Annotated in this window: 15 protein-coding genes; 5 read left to right on the plus strand and 10 right to left on the minus strand. The window is 65.6% G+C overall.

Translation table 11 applies throughout. The features are described from left to right. Positions 1-20: 20 nt before the first annotated feature. The 6 genes from BRSPCE3_RS04395 to BRSPCE3_RS04420 form a co-directional block, all read right to left on the minus strand. Positions 21-1,499, minus strand: coding sequence for an ATP-binding cassette domain-containing protein (locus BRSPCE3_RS04395; protein WP_244064458.1), 1,479 nt, complete (start codon positions 1,497-1,499; stop codon positions 21-23). After that, on the minus strand, positions 1,500-2,426 hold the full coding sequence (locus tag BRSPCE3_RS04400) for a branched-chain amino acid ABC transporter permease (RefSeq protein WP_050424319.1): 927 nt from the start codon (positions 2,424-2,426) through the stop codon (positions 1,500-1,502). 1 nt (position 2,427) lies between these two features. Further along, complete coding sequence (locus tag BRSPCE3_RS04405) at positions 2,428-3,303, minus strand: branched-chain amino acid ABC transporter permease (protein ID WP_092125194.1); 876 nt, start codon at positions 3,301-3,303, stop codon at positions 2,428-2,430. Between the two features lie 94 nt (positions 3,304-3,397). Continuing rightward, positions 3,398-4,621: an ABC transporter substrate-binding protein gene (locus BRSPCE3_RS04410; protein WP_244064955.1), complete on the minus strand. Its 1,224-nt coding sequence runs from the start codon at positions 4,619-4,621 to the stop codon at positions 3,398-3,400. Positions 4,622-5,298: 677 nt separating this feature from the next. Continuing rightward, positions 5,299-6,894 (minus strand): MDR family MFS transporter, encoded by a 1,596-nt coding sequence (locus BRSPCE3_RS04415; protein WP_244064459.1) that lies wholly within the window; start codon positions 6,892-6,894, stop codon positions 5,299-5,301. A 171-nt stretch (positions 6,895-7,065) separates the two neighbouring features. After that, a complete protein-coding gene (locus tag BRSPCE3_RS04420) occupies positions 7,066-7,590 on the minus strand; it encodes a YcgN family cysteine cluster protein (RefSeq protein WP_244064460.1) in 525 nt (174 codons plus the stop codon). 288 nt (positions 7,591-7,878) lie between these two features. On the opposite strand from BRSPCE3_RS04420, the gene BRSPCE3_RS04425 reads away from it, so the two are divergent. From BRSPCE3_RS04425 to BRSPCE3_RS04435, 3 genes are read left to right on the plus strand one after another with little or no spacing between them, the layout of a single operon-like run. Continuing rightward, a complete protein-coding gene (locus BRSPCE3_RS04425) occupies positions 7,879-10,152 on the plus strand; it encodes a transglycosylase domain-containing protein (protein ID WP_244064461.1) in 2,274 nt (757 codons plus the stop codon). 1 nt (position 10,153) lies between these two features. Next, positions 10,154-10,732: a DUF1214 domain-containing protein gene (locus BRSPCE3_RS04430; protein WP_029082050.1), complete on the plus strand. Its 579-nt coding sequence runs from the start codon at positions 10,154-10,156 to the stop codon at positions 10,730-10,732. Then, a complete protein-coding gene (locus BRSPCE3_RS04435; protein ID WP_244064462.1) occupies positions 10,729-11,349 on the plus strand; it encodes a DUF1254 domain-containing protein in 621 nt (206 codons plus the stop codon). Before BRSPCE3_RS04430 ends, BRSPCE3_RS04435 begins: the two co-directional genes overlap by 4 nt. Here BRSPCE3_RS04435 and BRSPCE3_RS04440 read toward each other — a convergent pair. After that, complete coding sequence (locus BRSPCE3_RS04440) at positions 11,346-12,194, minus strand: MBL fold metallo-hydrolase (RefSeq protein WP_244064463.1); 849 nt, start codon at positions 12,192-12,194, stop codon at positions 11,346-11,348. The genes BRSPCE3_RS04435 and BRSPCE3_RS04440 overlap by 4 nt on opposite strands. A 91-nt stretch (positions 12,195-12,285) precedes the next feature. Between BRSPCE3_RS04440 and BRSPCE3_RS04445 the strand changes: the two genes are divergently transcribed. Continuing rightward, a complete protein-coding gene (locus tag BRSPCE3_RS04445) occupies positions 12,286-13,146 on the plus strand; it encodes a LysR family transcriptional regulator (protein ID WP_244064464.1) in 861 nt (286 codons plus the stop codon). On the opposite strand, the gene BRSPCE3_RS04450 is transcribed toward BRSPCE3_RS04445, so the two are convergent. Further along, positions 13,143-13,910, minus strand: a complete 768-nt coding sequence (locus BRSPCE3_RS04450; RefSeq protein ID WP_244064465.1) for a hypothetical protein — start codon at positions 13,908-13,910, stop codon at positions 13,143-13,145. The genes BRSPCE3_RS04445 and BRSPCE3_RS04450 overlap by 4 nt on opposite strands. A gap of 16 nt (positions 13,911-13,926) precedes the next feature. Beyond that, positions 13,927-14,121: a hypothetical protein gene (locus BRSPCE3_RS04455; RefSeq protein ID WP_050403343.1), complete on the minus strand. Its 195-nt coding sequence runs from the start codon at positions 14,119-14,121 to the stop codon at positions 13,927-13,929. A gap of 295 nt (positions 14,122-14,416) precedes the next feature. On the opposite strand from BRSPCE3_RS04455, the gene BRSPCE3_RS04460 reads away from it, so the two are divergent. After that, positions 14,417-15,349: a DUF2336 domain-containing protein gene (locus BRSPCE3_RS04460; protein ID WP_244064466.1), complete on the plus strand. Its 933-nt coding sequence runs from the start codon at positions 14,417-14,419 to the stop codon at positions 15,347-15,349. A 73-nt stretch (positions 15,350-15,422) separates the two neighbouring features. Here BRSPCE3_RS04460 and BRSPCE3_RS04465 read toward each other — a convergent pair whose 3' ends face one another. Further along, positions 15,423-16,529, minus strand: a complete 1,107-nt coding sequence (locus tag BRSPCE3_RS04465) for an NADH:flavin oxidoreductase (RefSeq protein WP_244064467.1) — start codon at positions 16,527-16,529, stop codon at positions 15,423-15,425. Positions 16,530-16,702: the final 173 nt, after the last annotated feature.

A 16,702-nucleotide genomic window follows, 5' to 3' on the forward strand; every position in this document is an offset into this window, starting at 1 on the left:
TTGTTTTGGAATTTCGAACGTCAGAGAAAGTCCTTGCCGGCCTCCGCGGCGAAGCGGCCCGGATCGCCCTCCCAGACGATCCGCGCGTGTTCCAGCACATAGACGCGGTCGGCATGCGGAAGCGCAAACGTCACGTTCTGCTCGCCGAGCAGCACCGTGATCTTGGTGGTCTGGCGCAGCTTCTCCAGCGCCTTCGACAGCAGTTCGAGGATGACCGGCGCCAGGCCCAGCGTCGGCTCGTCCAGGATCAGGATCTGCGGCTGCATCATCAGCGCGCGGCCGATCGCCAGCATCTGCTGCTCGCCGCCGGACAGCGTCTGCGCCATCTGGCCCTGCCGCTCCTTCAGGATCGGGAACAGCTCGAACAGCCAGGCCAGTTGCTTGGCCCGCGCCGCGTCATCGAGATGCTGGCCGCCGAGATCGAGATTTTCCCGCACCGTCATCTCGCCGAACAATTCGCGCGATTCCGGGCATTGCACGAGGCCGGAGCGGGCGATCTTCGCAGGTCCGGTGCCGCGCAGCTTCTCGCCGCCGCGCAGGATCTCGCCGCTATAGGGCAGGAAGCCCGAGATGGTGTTGAACAGCGTGGTCTTGCCGGCGCCGTTGAGGCCGACGACGGAGACGAACTCGCCCTCATGGACGTGGATCGAGACGTTCTCCAGCGCCTGCGCCTTGCCGTAATGCACGCTGACATTCTCGACCTGCAGCAGCGGCACCTTGTCCTTGAACGAGGTCTCGGGCCGTGCATGGGTCTCGATCGCGCCGCCGAGATAGACCCGCCGCACGGTCTCGTTCTTCATCACGTCCTCGGCGCGGCCGGTCGTGATCTCCTCGCCGAGATACATCGCGAGCACACGGTCGACCAGCGCGGCGACGCTCTTGACGTTGTGGTCGACCAGCATCACCGCGCGGCCCTCGTCGCGGAAGCTGCGGATCAATGCGGAGAACGTGCCGACCTCGGCGCTGGTGAGGCCGGCGAAGGGCTCGTCGACCAGCACCACCTTCGGATCACGCGCGATGGCCTTGGCAAGCTCCAGCCGGCGCAGATCGGCGAACGGCAGCGTCGGCGGGCGGCGGTCCATCACCGCCCCGAGGCCGACGCGCTCGGCGATCCACTTGGCGCGCTCGGTCAGCGCCTTGTCGGGGAACAGCATGAACAGGCTGTCGGGCAGCAGCGCGACCATGATGTTCTCCAGCACGGTCTGCCGGTTCAGCGGCCGCGAGTGCTGGAACACCATGCCAAAACCCTTGCGGGCGATCTTGTGCGCCGGCAGGCCGGCGACATTCTCACCCTCGAACAGCACTTCGCCCGCGGTCGGGCGCTCGATGCCCATCACGCTTTTCATCGCGGTCGACTTGCCCGAGCCGTTCGGCCCGATCAGGCCGAGGATCTCGCCGGGATGCAGGTCGAACGACAGATTCTTCACCGCGGTCAAGCCGCCGAATCTCTTGGTCAGTCCACGGACGGTGAGCGTTGCAGTGGTCACAGTCTGATCCATTTAAGAGCGCGCCTCGCGTGACAGGGCCGCTCCGAGGAAACCGCCAGGGAAGAACAGCACGACGAGCAGCGCCACCGCCGAGACGATGAAGGTGGCAAGCTCGCCGGTCGGGCGCAGGAATTCGCCGGCCACGATCAGGAAGATCGCACCTAATGCAGCGCCGAGCACCGTGCGGCGGCCGCCCAGCACGGCGGAGACGATCACGTTGACGCCGACCGCGACGTCGACCACGGTGCCGACCGAGGCGGTGCCGAAGTAGAACACCAGGAGCGCCCCCGACAATCCCGAGAAGAACGCGCTGACGATGAACGCCGCGAGCTTGTGCTTGACGATGTTGAAGCCGAGCGCGCCGGCCTGCACCGGGTCCTGCCCGCTCGCCTGCAGCACGAGGCCGACCGGCGATTGCGACAACCCATACAGGATGGCCGCGCTGATGGTCATGAAGCCGAGCGCGATCCAGTAATTGGCGCCGGCATTGATGGTGATGACGTCGGGAATGGTGAGCCCGATCTCGCCACCGGTGAGGTCGGCGAACACCACGACGAAATTCTGCAGCATCAGCACGGCGACCAGCGTGGTGAGGCCGAAATACGGTCCCCTCACCCGCAGCGCCGGCAGCGCCAGCACGAAGCCCGCGACCACCGAGGCCAGCGCGCCGAGCAGGATGCAGACATAAACCGACCAGCCGAACTGGTTGTTGAGGATGCCCGCCGTGTAGGCGCCGGTGCCGATCAGGAAGGTCGGCCCGAAATTGACCTCCCCGGCGAAGCCGAACAGCAGATCCCAGGCCATTGCGAACACGCCGAAATAGAACGCAACGGTGAGCAGGCCGAGGATGTAGCCGGAGACGTAGAGCGGCAGCGTCGCGGCAACCACGACGCAGACCAGCGAAATGAAGAACAGCCGTGAGGTGAAGAAGTTGGCCATCTCAGCGCCTCCCCAAGAGGCCCTGGGGCCGGATATACATCACGAACACCAGCAGCAGCAGCGCCGGGATGGTGCGGTAGGCCGGCGAGATCATGTAGGCCGTGATGGTCTCGAGATAGCCGACGACGAAGGCCGCGATCAGCGAGCCCGAGACGCTGCCGAGGCCGCCTAGCACCACGATCGAGAACGCGCTCGCGGTCAGCGGTCCGACGCTGTAGGAGCTGACGCCGAGGAACATGCCGAGCAGCACGCCGGCGATGCCGGCGAGGATGCCGTAGATGCCCCAGACCACGATGTAGATCTGGGTGAGTTCGAGCCCGAGCAAAGTGACGCCGCGCGGGTTCATCGAGGCCGCCAGCACTGCCTTGCCGGTCCTGGTGCGGTTCACCAGGAGCCACAGCAGGCCGATCACGAGGCAGCACACCAGCGCGGTGAAGATGTTGTTGCGCGGGGTGCGGTTGCCGAAGATGTCGACGACGCCCTCGACGATCGGCAGCACCGTCTTGGCGTTGTTGGTGAAGAAATAGGCGATCAGTTCCTGGATCATGATGCCCCACAGCAGGGTGCCGGTGAGGACGAAAATTTCCTTCTCCTCGTTGGGGATCCGCCGCGAGTTCTGGATCGGCTTCACGACCGCGAAATAGGTCGCGAACGCCATGATCAGCGCCACGCCGACACCGAACAGCGCGCCGGAGTAGATGTCCAGGTGGAGCACGCTGGCCGCAGCCCAGGCGGCGACCGCTGCGGCCACCATGATGGCACCGTGGGAGAGGTTGAGAACGCCGGAGACACCGAAGATCAAGGTGAAGCCAGTGGCGCCGAGCGCATAAAGCGCACTGATGGCGAAGCCATCGATCAGGATTTGTAAGGCAAGCATCTCAAATCGGCCGCGGCAGCGAGGCTGCCTGTTGTGGAGGATGCGGAACTGAATACGGATGCTCCCGGGACCGGCCCGGGAGCATGATCATCGGTCAGTTGGTGGTGAGCTTGATGAAGCTCGGGAACCTGAGGTCACTCTTGGCGACCTCCTTCGGCCAGACCGCGACCTGCTTGCCGCCCTGCCACTGCAGCATCAGTCCGGTGATCAGGCCCTTGCCGTACTTGATCGAATGGGTGAACGGATCGTCCTTGCCGTAGAACTGGACCCGTCCGATGGTGCCTTCCCAATCGGTCTTCTCCAGCGCATCGACCATCTTGTCGGCCTCGACCGAGCCGGCGCGCTTCACCGCATCGGCGATGTAGTAGACCTCGTCATAGGCGGTGTAGCCGGCATAGGACGGGTAATTGCCGTAGCGCTTCTTGAAGTCCTCCGCGAACGGCACCGACTTCGGCGTCACCGCGACGTTCGGCCCCGACACGCCCTGATACAGCACGCCTTCCGCCGCATCGTTGGTGTCCTTGCCGAAGGTCTCGTTGGTCGCCTGCGAGGAAATGCCGAACATCGGGATCGGCACCTGCTGGTTCTTCCACTGCACCGTCGGCTGCACGCCGACATGGGAGATGCCGGTGATGATCACGTCGGGCTTGGCGGCCTCGACCTTGTTGAAGATCGGCGTGAAGTCGGTTGTGTCGGGCGAGAAGCGGATATGGTCGACGACCTTGAGCCCGATTTTGGGCAGGCATTCCTCGTAGCCGACGTCGAGCGGCTTGGTCCAGGCTGCGTCCTCGCTCATGATGACCGCGGTCTTCATGTGCTTCTGATCGACCAGCAGCTCCTTGGCGGCGTCGCAGACCGACAGCGCCAGCGCCGCCGAGGTCAGGTAGCCGTGGAAGGTGTACTTGTTCTTCTCGTAATCGGCGTGGACGCTCTTGCTGATCTCGTTGGAGGCCGCACCGGGCGTCACGAAGGGCGTCTTCAGGCGCGAGGCCCAGGGCTCGAGCGCCAGCACGACTTCGCTGATGTAGCTCGAGATGACGACGTTGACCTTGTCTTCGTTGACCGCGCGCTGGAACGCGCGCACCGAATCCGCCGAGGATGAGTGATTGTCGTAACTGACGATTTCGATCTTGCGGCCGTCGATGCCGCCCTTGGCGTTGATCTCGTCGGCGGCCAGTTGCGCGGCCTGCGGGATCGACGCGCCGGCAATCGCCTGCGCCTCGGCGATCACGCCGATCTTGAGGGTGTCAGCCGCCAGCGCTCCACCGGGCGCGAGCGCCACAAGGCCCAAAGCGGCTGCTCCGGCGAATTGCTGCATCGCATGAAATGGCAGTCGCGATGTTCTTGTCACCCTGTTTCTCTCCTCTTTTGTGTTTGTTCGGCTGCTTCGAGCTCTTGGGGCCGGACTATAGCTGCGACAAAATGCGCAGCAAGTGAAACTGCGCGCAGATCGCCATGCACGGACGGCGACTAAAGTAGTGGGTCCTTGCTTTGCGGCTGAACAAAGATGAGGCAGCGCGGGAATAAAAGCGTGGGGCGCAATTCTCTGAGTTCGTCATTCCGGGGCAGCCCGAAGGGCTGAGCCCGGAATCCATCGAACCCACAAAACAAGCGGCGAAATGGATTCCGGGCTCTCGCTGCGCGAGCCCCGGAATGACGAGAGATGGCGGTGCCGCTCACGCGCGCGTGCCACTGAGTTGGGCGGTGACGTAACGAGCAAGGCCCGGGCAGATCATGTCGCGAGAATGCGAGGTGTATCCCATCCTCAACTGTCATCGCCCGGCCTGTGCGCAATTGCGCAGATGGACCGGGCGATGACACGGAGATGAAGTCTGCAATGACGGTGGGTCGTTATCCTCGCCGTCGTCCTGGCGAAGGCCAGGACCCATTACCCCAAATCTCTATTGTTGCGCGATGCTGGGGCCACGATCCCGTTTATCACTGGATACGGTGGTTATGGGTCCTGGCTTTCGCCAGGACGACGCCGGGGCCGCCCTACTCCGCCATTTCCGCCGGCGGCCGCGACGCGGGGCCGGCGAGCGGGCGTTCTTCCATCGTGATCATGCAGATCGAGGCGGTGGTCAACAGCACGGCGGCGGCGCCGAACACGTAGCGGAACGCCGTGATCATGTCGGCCATCGGGATCGCGCTGACGGAGCCTGCCGTCGCGGCATGATGCTCGCCGGCGAGCGAGATGTCGGTCCCGAGCGTCATCAGCAGAATGGTGGTGAAGGCGGCGACCGTGAAGGACGCCATCATCGCGCGGAAGAAGTTCATCGCGCCGGTGACGGTGCCGACCTGCGGGCGCGCCACCGCATTCTGCAGCGACACCACGCTGATCGGGAAGGTGGTGCCGAGCCCGAGCGCGAACACGCTCATGAGCGTCAGCAGACCCCACAGCGGCAGCGTCGTCACGGCCATGCCGACGGCACAGATCGCAGCCACCGAGGTGCCGACGATCGCGACGCGCTTGTAGTGCCTGGCCTTCGCCATGGTCCGGCCGGCGATCGCCGCACCGAAGGTCGAGATCGCCGCAAGCGGGATCAGCGCAAGGCCGGCCTCGCTGGCGGTGAGGTGATAGACCACCTCGTAATACAGCGGCAGGTGCACGGTGAGCCCGACCATAGCGCCGAGCGCGCAGCCGCCCGCGCCCATTGCGAACGGCACCACCGAGCCGCCGAGCAGCGACAGCGGCAGGAACGGCTCGTCGGCGCGGCGCGCATGCCAGACGAAGGCGCCGGCGAGCGCAATCGAGGCGCCGATCATCGCCGTGATGGTCGGCGACAGCCAGGAAAGCTTGGTGCCGCCCCAGGTCAGCACCAGCATCAGCACGACGGCCGAGGCCATCAGCAAGACGCCGCCGAGCCAATCGACCTTGCGCTTGCGGTGGAACACCGGGATCTTGGCCATCTTCGGCAACAGCAGCGCCAGCGCCGCGGCTGCGAGCGGCAAATTGATCCAAAAGATCATCGACCAGTGCAGATGTTCGGCGAACACGCCGCCGACCACCGGGCCGAGAATGCCGCCGGCCATCCAGACGCTGGAGAAGTAGGCCTGGTAGCGGCCGCGCTCGCGCGGGGTCACCACGTCGGAGATCACGGTCTGGACCACGGGCATGATGCCGCCGCCGCCGAGCCCCTGCAGGCCGCGGGCGATGATCAGCATCGTCATGCTGGGCGCGATCGCGCACAGCACCGAGCCGACCACGAACAAGCTGAGCGAGGTGATGATCATGACGCGGCGGCCATAGATGTCGCTCAGCGTGCCGAATACCGGCGCCACCGCAGTAGAGGCCAGCAGATAGGCCGTGATCACCCAGGACAGGTTGGTGACGTCGTGAAACTGGCGTCCGATCGTCGGCAGCGCGGTCGCGACGATGGTCTGGTCGAGCGCAGCCAGGAACATCGTCAGCATCAGGCTGATGACGATGGTGCGGACTTCATCCGGATTGAGCGGTGCCGGCGGCGCCAGCGGCGGCGCGTCGCTGAGTTCGATCACCTCGCTCGGGAGGTGAGACAGCTCTTCGGCAATGTCGTCAGGCAATGTGGATTGCTCGGCAGGAACACGGCTCTGCCGTTCATACTTGTTCATTTGGGGCGTAATGCTGCTGCGCGGGCGCGTCCCGCGATGGAATCATTCTCTGCCTTCCAATTTATGCAGCAATTCGTTGCTGAGGCAGCCACCCCAGCGCATGGGTGCATCCCGCAGCAGAGTTCTCGCGATGACGTGATCGGAGAAGCGCCGGCACGCGCGACGTCGACGTTATGTTTTGGAGACCTTGGGCCGCTTCTTCAATTGCGCCCGTTTCGGCAGCAGACCCGGCCAGCGCACAATGTGATCCTCGAGATCGGCGTCGTTGACGTCGAGCTCGGTGCCCTCGACCCGCCCGCGCACCGAGACGCCGGCTTCATGAACCGTGTTGGGATCGCCGGAGATCAGCGGATGCCACCAGTAGAGATCCCGCCCTTCGGCCACGAGCCGGTAGCCGCAGCTCGGCGGCAGCCAGTTCAGGGTCCGGACGTTGTCCGGCGTCAGGCGGACGCAATCCGGGACCTGGTCGGAGCGGTTCGCATAGTCCTTGCAGGTGCACAGGCCGGAATCGAGCAGCTTGCAGGAGATATGGGTGAAATAGATCTGGCCGGTGTCCTCGTCCTCGAGCTTCTCCAGGCAGCAGCGTGCGCAGCCGTCACACAGGCTTTCCCATTCGGCGTTGGACATCTCTTCCAACGTCTTGGTTTTCCAGAAGAATCCCTCCTGGTCCGACGGGCGCTTGGGCGGTGCGGTCATCATATCCCTGCAATGGCGGTGCCGCTCTTCTTGGGGCGCCGGCGCTCCCTCCGCAAGGGGGTGATATTGCGGGGTCGAAAAAGCCGGTGGGCAGCGTTAGGGCTTTCATTAAATTCACGAGCAGCGCCATTGGTTTATCGCAGCCGCTCGGATAGAACGAGGAACGAGTCCCCAACGACGCAAAAGCGCCTTGGGATTGCCGCAACATCGAAGCAAGACGCTGCCCGGTCCCCGTTTTGGGCACAAGCAGCGCTGTCGAACTGATCAAGGGTCCGGTCCTTTCAGATCATGCCGTCGCATTGGAAACAGAAGGTCCGGAATTTCTTCCTGGACCTCGATGCGCGTATCGACTCGACGCTGTTCTCGTCGGGCAAGGGCCTGCGCGAGCTCTACGAGCGCTATTCCACCTTCATGGACCGCTTCTATGTCGGCCGCTGGAAGCGCTGGGTGTTCATCGAGCCGCTGTCGGAAGCCGCGACCCTTGGGCTCGGCGGCATGATCCTGATGCTGACGCTCGCGATCCCCGCCTTCCGCGAGACCGCCGACGAGGACTGGCTGAAGAAATCCGATCTCGCGGTGACGTTCCTCGACCGCTACGGCAATCCGATCGGCAGCCGCGGCATCAAGCATAATGACTCGATCCCGCTGGAAGACTTTCCGGACAATCTGATCAAGGCGACGCTCGCGACCGAGGACCGCCGCTTCTACGACCATTTCGGCATCGACGTGCCGGGCCTCGCGCGCGCGCTGGTCACCAACGCGCAGGCCGGCGGCGTCCGCCAGGGCGGTTCGTCGATCACCCAGCAGCTCGCCAAGAACCTGTTCCTGAACAACGAGCGCACCATCGAGCGCAAGGTGAAGGAAGCCTTCCTTGCGATCTGGCTGGAGACGCGGCTCACCAAGAACGAGATCCTGAAGCTCTATCTCGACCGCGCCTATATGGGCGGCGGCACCTTCGGCGTCGACGGCGCGGCGCATTTCTACTTCAACAAATCGGTGCGCGACGTGAACCTCGCGGAAGCCGCGATGCTCGCCGGCCTGTTCAAGGCGCCGACCAAATATGCTCCGCACATCAACCTGCCGGCGGCGCGAGCCCGCGCCAACGTCGTGCTCGACAACCTCGTCGATGCCGGCTTCATGACCGAGGGCCAGGTGTTCGGCGCCCGCCGCAATCCGGCGGTCGCGGTCGACCGGCGCGACGAGAATTCGCCGAACTACTATCTCGACTACGCCTTCGACGAGATGCGCAAGCTGGTCGACACCTTCCCGAAATCCTACACCGAGCGCGTCTTCGTGGTCCGCACCGCGATCGACATGAACGTGCAGAAGGCGGCCGAGGAAGCCATCGAGAACCAGCTCCGCCAGTTCGGGCGCGACTATCACGCGACGCAGGCTGCGACCGTGGTGTCCGATCTCGACGGCGGCATCCGCGCCATGGTCGGCGGCCGCGACTACGGTGCGAGCCAGTTCAACCGCGCCACCGACGCCTATCGGCAGCCCGGCTCGTCGTTCAAGCCCTATGTCTACACGACGGCGCTGCTGAACGGCTTCACGCCGAACTCGAAGATCGTCGACGGCCCGGTCTGCATCGGCAATTGGTGCCCGCAGAACTATGGCCATTCCTATTCGGGTCAGGTCACGCTGACGCAGGCGATCACCCGCTCGATCAACGTGGTGCCGGTCAAGCTCTCGATCATGCTCGGCGGCAAGGAAGGCCCGAAGGCCGGCCGCGCCAAGATCGTCGAGGTCGCACGCCGCTTCGGCCTCAAGGCGCCGCTGCCCGACACGCCGTCGCTGCCGATCGGCTCCGACGAGGTCACGGTGATCGAGCACGCGGTGGCGTATGCGACTTTCCCGAACCGCGGCAAGGCGGTGACGCCGCATTCGGTGCTCGAGGTGCGCACCGGCGCCGGCGATCTGGTCTGGCGCTGGGACCGCGACGGTCCGAAGCCACGGCAGGCTATACCGCCGAACATCGCCGCCGACATGGCGGGCATGATGAGCCACGTGGTCAGCGAAGGCACCGCGCGCCGCGCCGCGCTCGACGGCATTCCGACCGCGGGCAAGACCGGCACCACCAATGCCTATCGTGACGCCTGGTTCGTCGGCTACACCGGCAACTTCACCTGCGCGGTCTGGTACGGCAATGACGACTATTCGCCGACCAACCGCATGACCGGCGGCTCGCTGCCGGCGCAGACCTGGCACGACATCATGGTCGCCGCGCATCAGGGCGTCGAAGTGAAGGAACTCGTCGGCGTCGGCATGGGCCAGAAGCTGCCGCCGCAGCCTGCGCAGGCCAATGCCCAGGCGAGCGCCGCACCGCGCGTGCTGGAGACCAAGCCCGGTCCGCCGCCGGTTCTGACCAAGCGCGGCGCTGACATCCTAGTGCGGGTCGAGAAGCTGCTCGACGACGCGGCCAAGACCGCCGGCAAGACCACGCTGAACGAGCCCTCGAAGACCGGCAAGACGGAGTCCTCGAGCGCGCTGGCGTTCCCCGAAAACTACGTTGCCGCGGCCGGGCCGGACGGCGCGACGCCTACAGTGCCACGCAAGAACTGACGTGCGCCTCCTCCTCACCACCCTGCTGGCTCTCGTGATCGCCACGGCTGTTGGCCTCGGCCTGACATATGCGACGGCAACCCGCGGCACCGATCTCGGCACGTTGAAGATCGGCGCCTGGACGGCGCGGCCGAAGAACGGCACCTCCGACGTCGACCCCTATTCGCGCGCCACCATCGCGCGCAGCGGCGAACTGCCGATCGGCACCGGCGACGGCATCGCGTTCTCGGCGACATCAGACGACAAGAACAAGCCGCTCGACGGCCGCTGCGACATCGTGGTCTCGGGCGTGACGCCGGCGGCGCGGTTCTGGACGCTGACGCTGTTCGACCGCAAGGGTCACCTCGTCGCCAATTCGCTGCAGCGCTACGGCTTCACCAGCCAGGAGATCATGCGCGCCTCCGACGGCACGTTCGAGATCCACATCGCCTCGCGCTCGCGCGCCGGCAACTGGCTGCCGACCGGCGGCATCGAGCGCTACGCGCTGATGCTGCGGCTCTACGACACGCCGGTCGGGGTCGCGACCCGCACCCAGCGCGACGCGCCGATGCCCTCGATCGCAACGACGGGCTGCCCATGATCCGCGTGCTGTTCACCATTCTCGCAGGCGTGCTGCTCGGCGGCGTGGTGCATCTCGTCAGCGTGCTGGCGCTGCCGCGCATCGCCTCGCAGGACGCCTATTCGCGGCTGACCCCGATGACCAAGCTCAACGAGGTGACGCAGCTGCCGCTTGCCGACCCGACGCACTCGCCGATGCCGCTGATGGATCCGGCCTTCGCGGTGGCGATCTGCCGCTACGATCTCTCCACCGGGCCGCTCAAGCTCACCGTGCCGGTCAGCCAGGCCTATACGTCGGTGTCGTTCTACACCCGCAACGAGGTCGCCTATTACGCGATCAACGACCGCTCCGCCGGCAAGAAGGTGATCGAGCTCGACCTGATGACGGAAGCGCAGCACAACGAGCTGCCCGAGGACGAGGAAGTCACCGCCGCCGACCGGCTGATCATCGACTCGCCGACCTCGACCGGCCTGATCCTGCTCAAGGCGCTGGCGCCGGAGCCCGGCCTGATGCCGCAGGCGCAGGCCTCGCTCGCGGCCTCCTCCTGCAAGGTGCAGGCCGAGCCGGTCGCGGCCAAGCAGGAAGCCCCGCCGCCGCTCCCCGTGCCCGCCCCACCGCCTGCGGCACGCAAGCGCTAGCTCCAGCTCGCGGCGAGCACGTGCCGGCCGCAACGACAGGTCTCGTAATCGACGGGATCGTGGCTGTTGACGATGGTGACGCTGTCGCCATGCGCCGCCTTCAATTGCCGCAGCCGTTCCTGGTTCTGGATGCGCCTCGCGCGATCCATGTCGGCCCGGCGCTGGAACAGGCCGAGCACCAGCGGGATCCGCGGTCTCGCATCGATCTGCGCGTGGTGGAAATAGGCGTCGCCGGCGTGCAGCAGCCATTTGTCCTTGTCGCGCACCGCGATCCCGCAATGGCCCAGTGTATGCCCCGGCAGCGGGATCATCAGAATATCCGGCTCGCGGTCGCCGAGCGCGCGCACGCCCTTGAAGCCGAACCAGTCCTCGCCATCAGTGCCATAGAACGCCCAGTCCGGCCCGTGCTGCCACTGCGCCGTGATGTAGCGCCCCACCGGCGGCGCGACCTGATGCGTCACCGCCATATCGTACTCGTTGCGATGGACATGCACCTTGGCCTTCGGAAAGTCCGGCACGCCACCGGCATGATCGCGATCGAGATGCGTCAGCAGCACATGACGTACATCGTCAACTGAAAAGCCGAGCGCTTTCACCTGCCGGACCGCCGTCTCGGCGGGATCGAGCCGCGGCGTCGTCTGCCGCACCCATTTGCGCCCGAGCCGCGGCGGGTCGCCGATGTCGTCGAGCCCGATCCCGGTGTCGACCAGCACGAGGCCGTCATTGCTCTCGACCAGCAGGCAGTGACAGACCATCCGCGCCCGCTGGAAGATGCTGCCGCTGCCGTTCACGAGCCGCTTGCCGATCGGGCACATGGTGCCGGTGTTGAGATGATGAATGCGCATGACAAGTCCTCCGCTGTACCAGGCGCAGGCTTGCCACTCGTCGATTCATAGGTAAAATATTGTCTCTCTATCGATACGATAGGATATGCCTATGGATATCCGCGAACTCCGCTACTTCGCCGCGGTCTACCGCGAGGGCAATTTGACCGCCGCGGCGAAGCGCTGCTTCATCTCGCAGCCGTCGATCTCGGCGGCGATCACCAATCTCGAGGCCGAGCTCGGCACCACGCTGTTCATCCGGCACAAGAAGGGCATGGCGCCGACGCAATCCGCAGCGCAGTTTCACGGCATCGCCCGCAGGATCATCGACGAGGCGGATGCGGCGCGAAACCTGTTTCGCAAGCCGGCGACCAGGCAGGCGCTGACGCTCGGCCTGTTGCGGACGCTGGATCAGGCGCGGACCATCGCGCTGCTGAAGCCGCTGACCGGCAATGCCGATCTCGCGCTTCGGCTGGTCGGCGGCAACGAGAAGGCCGACGCGCGGATCGTTGCCAAGAGCATGATCGGTGCCGGCGAGCACTTCATTCCGCTGTGGAGCGAACGCTACGTCGCGGCACTGCCGCCGTCGCATCCCCTCACGCTGAAGGAGACGCTGCGGACCACCGACTTCGCCGGCGTTCCGATGATCGATCGCTGCCATTGCGAACAGCAGGAGTTCTTCAAGCGCACCTCACCGCCGCGCAAGCCGGTGGCGATCGCAGAATCCGAGGAGTGGGCGATGGCGCTGGTCGCGGCCGGCGTCGGAGTTGCGATCGTCCCCGAAGGCGTGGCGCGCGGCAATCCCGATGTCGCGATGCGTGCGATCGATGTCGACGTGACGCGCCAGGTTGGCCTCGCCTACCCTTCGGCTCACCCGCCCTCCGACGCCCTGAAGGCGTTGATTGCGAGCCTGCCGCGGCAGCAGAGCAGCCGCCGCGCTAAGGCAACAACGAGGAAGACGAAGCGGGCCTAGCCCTTCGACACCACGGCCTGGCCCGTAACCGGCGCGGCAATGAACGGCGCATTGGCGGTGAGCCGGGCGAGTTCGTTGATCTGGCGTTCGGCGTCGGCGGCCATGCCGTCGGGGGCCTGAATCACCAGCCGCTCCAGCGCCCAGCGATAGGACGCGATCCGCCGCTCCAGGGCCTGCTGCACCCATTGCACGATCAGTGAGTTCTCCTCCATCCGCGCCACCGCGTCGGCCCGCTCCTTCGGCGAGACGTCGGCGATCATGTGCAGGCTGGCGTTGCGCTTGCGGTCGAGCTCGATCACCTGGATCGCGGTGGCGAAGAACGGCTCGAACCGGGTGATGTCGTCGCGCACCTCGTCGATCAGCAGCGAATAGCGCGAGGCGAACGAGCGGTGCGGCTCGTCGATCAGATTGCGGCCATAGGCTGTGCGGTCGAACACCACCTTCTGCCGCCACGGCGCGGGCAGCGGCTGGTAGTCGCCGAACACGCTCTTCCACGCCGGACGCGACAGCGGCGGCTCGATGAACTGATAGCCGAGATCACGCAGTTGACGTTCGTGCTCGGTGAGCTGGAATTGCGAGGCGTTCTTGCCGACGCTGCCGGTTGCCTCGGCACCCATCCAGCGATGCATGTCGTCGTTGCGGAAATCGGCGCGGGTACGGCCGAAATCGCCGCCGCTACAGCCCGCGAGCGCTGCGCCTGCCAGCAGCAGGATCAGCGCCGGGAGTGACCGCCGGGCGACGGTCCGCTGCACAGGCTCCGGCATTGCACGATGTCCGCGATCAGGAGCGGCGTCGGCGACGGCGGCCCTGCGCAGTGCCCTGCTCCGGTCCACGACCACCGCCGGTCTCCTCTGTCGTCCGTTCGATCCGGACGACGGGAAGGATCAGCACGGTCCCCATGCCTTCGCCGGCAGCACCGACCGTGCTCGGCCGCCGTGCAGCCGCATCCGCCGGAAACTCAACGATGGTGCCCATGTTCCGTTCTCTCTGGCCCCGCACGGACATGATTTGCCCCGCGCCTGCCGAGTTAAGAACGCGCATGGTTAACGACATCTTAAGCCGCCGATACGGACGGTTACGGATATGGCGCTGTGCCTTAATGGACACGCGCAAATTCGAGCGTTGGCCTTCACGGCTTGTTTTCCTTAACTGCCTCTTAAAACAGCCTGCGTAGGCTCGCTGCCACAAGGTTTTCGACCTGAGTCTTATTGGCAAGTCGCGTACGCCCGAGATGAGCGCAGCTCCGTTATTTCCTGGTTTCGATGGGCTGATGACGCTCTCCCGCCGCGAGGGTGTCGACATCCGCCCGACGCTGCTGCGCGTCCTGACCGACCTCTATGTACAGGCGAGCGCGCATTCCGCCGACGAAGAGCGCCAGTTCGTCGAGCTGACGTCGCGCCTGATCGACGAGGTCGACGATGCGACCCGCGCCGCGGTCAGTGCGCGGCTTGCGATCTATCCGGCAACCCCGGGGCGGATCATGGACAAGCTCGGGCTGCACCGCACAGGCCCCGACCAGCCGATGCCGGCGGCCGCGCCCGTTGCTGCGCCCGCCGCGTCCGCGCCGCCGGCCAAGATCCCGACCGAAGCCGAGCTGCGGATGGCCGCGAGCCTGGCGATGCGGCCGAACGATGCCGCCGAACTCTCCGACATGTTCTTTGCCGCCAGCGCCAAGGAGCGCGCGCAGATCCTGCACAATCTGCAGGAGACGCCGCTGAAGGCCGCGGCGCGGATTCCGGCCGCCCGCGCCGCCCGCGCGATCCATATCCTGGAGATGGCGGCGTATGCCGAGGACGTCGACAACTTCACGCGCGAGCTCGGCGAGGCGCTGATCTTGCCGTCGCGGATCGCAGCCGACGTCGTCAACGATTCCGGCGGCGAGCCGCTCGCCTGCGCGATGCGGGCACTCGACGTGTCGAGTGCCGCGTTCCAGCGCATCCTGATGTTCCTCAATCCGGAAGCCGGCTCGTCGGTCAATTATGTCTACCGGCTGTCGCGGCTCTACGATCGCCTCAGCGAACGATCGGCGCTGGTGATGCTGGCGGCGTGGCGCGGTTCGACCATGGCAGTCGCCCGCAACAAGTATCGCTCGTCGCTCTATGATGATGAGCGCCACCGCGTCCGCGCGACGTCGACGCAGACGCGCTCCACTGTGCAGCCCGGTAGCGCGCCCGCCATTCGCAACCAGAAGTCCGGAAGCTAAGGCGCGACCATCGCGTCTTAGCTTTGTTCGGGCCATGCGTGGACTCGGTGGCGCCCTGCCAACCGCCCGCCGATTAACTCAGGGTGGCGAACGCGGCCGGCGTGAACTCGGCGATCTCGCGACCTTGCCGTACCTTCTCAAGCCAGGCGGCATCCTGCAGCAACGCGCGTCCGACCGCGACCAGGTCGAACTCGTCGCGTTCCAGCCGGCTGAGCAGTCCATCCAGCGGCGTGGATTGGGCGCTCTCGCCCGCCAAGGATGCATAGACGTCGCCAGACAGGCCGACAGCGCCAACGGTTATCGCGGTGACCCCCGTGAGCTTCTTCGCCCAGCCGGCAAGGTTCAGCTCCCGATCGATCTCAGGGAAAGCGGGCTGCCAGAACTTTGGCTGCGAAAGGTGGAAGGCATCCGCTCCAGCGTCGACAAGGACGGAAAGCCATTGTTCCAGCGCCTTCGGCGTCGCGGCCAGCCGTGCACTGAAGTCCTTCGGCTTCCATTGTGAAAGGCGGAGAATCACCGGGAAGCCCGAGGTCACCACCGACCGGATTGCGTTCAGGATCTCGACCACGAAGCGAGAACGCTCGACGAGCGTCGAGCCACCGTATTCGTCGTCGCGCAAGTTGAGATGGTCGTAGAAGAACTGATTGATGAGATAGCCGTGAGCCCCCATCAGCTCTATGCCGTCGAAGCCGAGCCGCTCGGCATCCATCGCTGCCTTCGCGAACGCGTCGATGATGTCGGCCACGTCGGCCTCGCTCATCGGCTGATTGACGCGCTCGCCTATCACTGAAAGTCCCGAGGGACTTTCATAGGGCGCCGGCGGTGTCCAGTCCGGTGCTGCGCTCGAGAGCTTATGCCCCACGTGAACCAGCTGCGGCGCGATGCGCCCACCTGCCGCGTGAACCTCGTCCACCACTTTCTTCCAGCCGGCGAGCGCCGCCTCGCCGTGGAAGCGAGGCATATCGGGCTCGTTGAGTGCGGCCGGGCGACCGACCCCTGTCGCCTCCGTGATGATGAGACCGACGCCGCTCTCCGCGCGGCGGCGATAATAGCCCGCGACCTCGGCGGTAGGTACGCCGCCCGGAGACCTGGACCGCGTCATCGGAGCCATTACGACGCGGTTCGGCAAGTCGAGGGCGTTCAGGCGGTAGGATCTGAACAGGACGTCAAGACTGGACATGGGATGTTCCGGGGCGCGAGAGACAGTTGACCAGAGTGCATTGATGCAAGCCGTCGTCGGATGCGCGCACCGGCTCGGCCCTTGGCAGCGTACCTGGGGTCACGGACTGCCGAACGGGACTGCGCAATGCTCGACAACGGCTGTGCATCGGCGCACCACTCCGACCGACCGCA

It is taken from the genome of Bradyrhizobium sp. Ce-3 (genome assembly GCF_022835695.1).
Classification (GTDB): Bacteria; Pseudomonadota; Alphaproteobacteria; order Rhizobiales; family Xanthobacteraceae; genus Bradyrhizobium.

Bases quoted from the DNA above. Each gene is read 5' to 3' on its own strand.
- BRSPCE3_RS04395 (WP_244064458.1), bottom strand. From the start codon at position 1,499: ATGGATCAGACTGTGACCACTGCAACGCTCACCGTCCGTGGACTGACC.
- BRSPCE3_RS04435 (WP_244064462.1), top strand. From the start codon at position 10,729: ATGATCCGCGTGCTGTTCACCATTCTCGCAGGCGTGCTGCTCGGCGGC.
- BRSPCE3_RS04405 (WP_092125194.1), bottom strand. From the start codon at position 3,303: ATGCTTGCCTTACAAATCCTGATCGATGGCTTCGCCATCAGTGCGCTT.
- BRSPCE3_RS04460 (WP_244064466.1), top strand. From the start codon at position 14,417: ATGACGCTCTCCCGCCGCGAGGGTGTCGACATCCGCCCGACGCTGCTG.
- BRSPCE3_RS04445 (WP_244064464.1), top strand. From the start codon at position 12,286: ATGGATATCCGCGAACTCCGCTACTTCGCCGCGGTCTACCGCGAGGGC.
- BRSPCE3_RS04420 (WP_244064460.1), bottom strand. From the start codon at position 7,590: ATGACCGCACCGCCCAAGCGCCCGTCGGACCAGGAGGGATTCTTCTGG.
- BRSPCE3_RS04450 (WP_244064465.1), bottom strand. From the start codon at position 13,910: ATGCCGGAGCCTGTGCAGCGGACCGTCGCCCGGCGGTCACTCCCGGCG.
- BRSPCE3_RS04410 (WP_244064955.1), bottom strand. From the start codon at position 4,621: ATGCAGCAATTCGCCGGAGCAGCCGCTTTGGGCCTTGTGGCGCTCGCG.
- BRSPCE3_RS04415 (WP_244064459.1), bottom strand. From the start codon at position 6,894: ATGAACAAGTATGAACGGCAGAGCCGTGTTCCTGCCGAGCAATCCACA.
- BRSPCE3_RS04440 (WP_244064463.1), bottom strand. From the start codon at position 12,194: ATGCGCATTCATCATCTCAACACCGGCACCATGTGCCCGATCGGCAAG.
- BRSPCE3_RS04455 (WP_050403343.1), bottom strand. From the start codon at position 14,121: ATGGGCACCATCGTTGAGTTTCCGGCGGATGCGGCTGCACGGCGGCCG.
- BRSPCE3_RS04465 (WP_244064467.1), bottom strand. From the start codon at position 16,529: ATGTCCAGTCTTGACGTCCTGTTCAGATCCTACCGCCTGAACGCCCTC.
- BRSPCE3_RS04425 (WP_244064461.1), top strand. From the start codon at position 7,879: ATGCCGTCGCATTGGAAACAGAAGGTCCGGAATTTCTTCCTGGACCTC.
- BRSPCE3_RS04400 (WP_050424319.1), bottom strand. From the start codon at position 2,426: ATGGCCAACTTCTTCACCTCACGGCTGTTCTTCATTTCGCTGGTCTGC.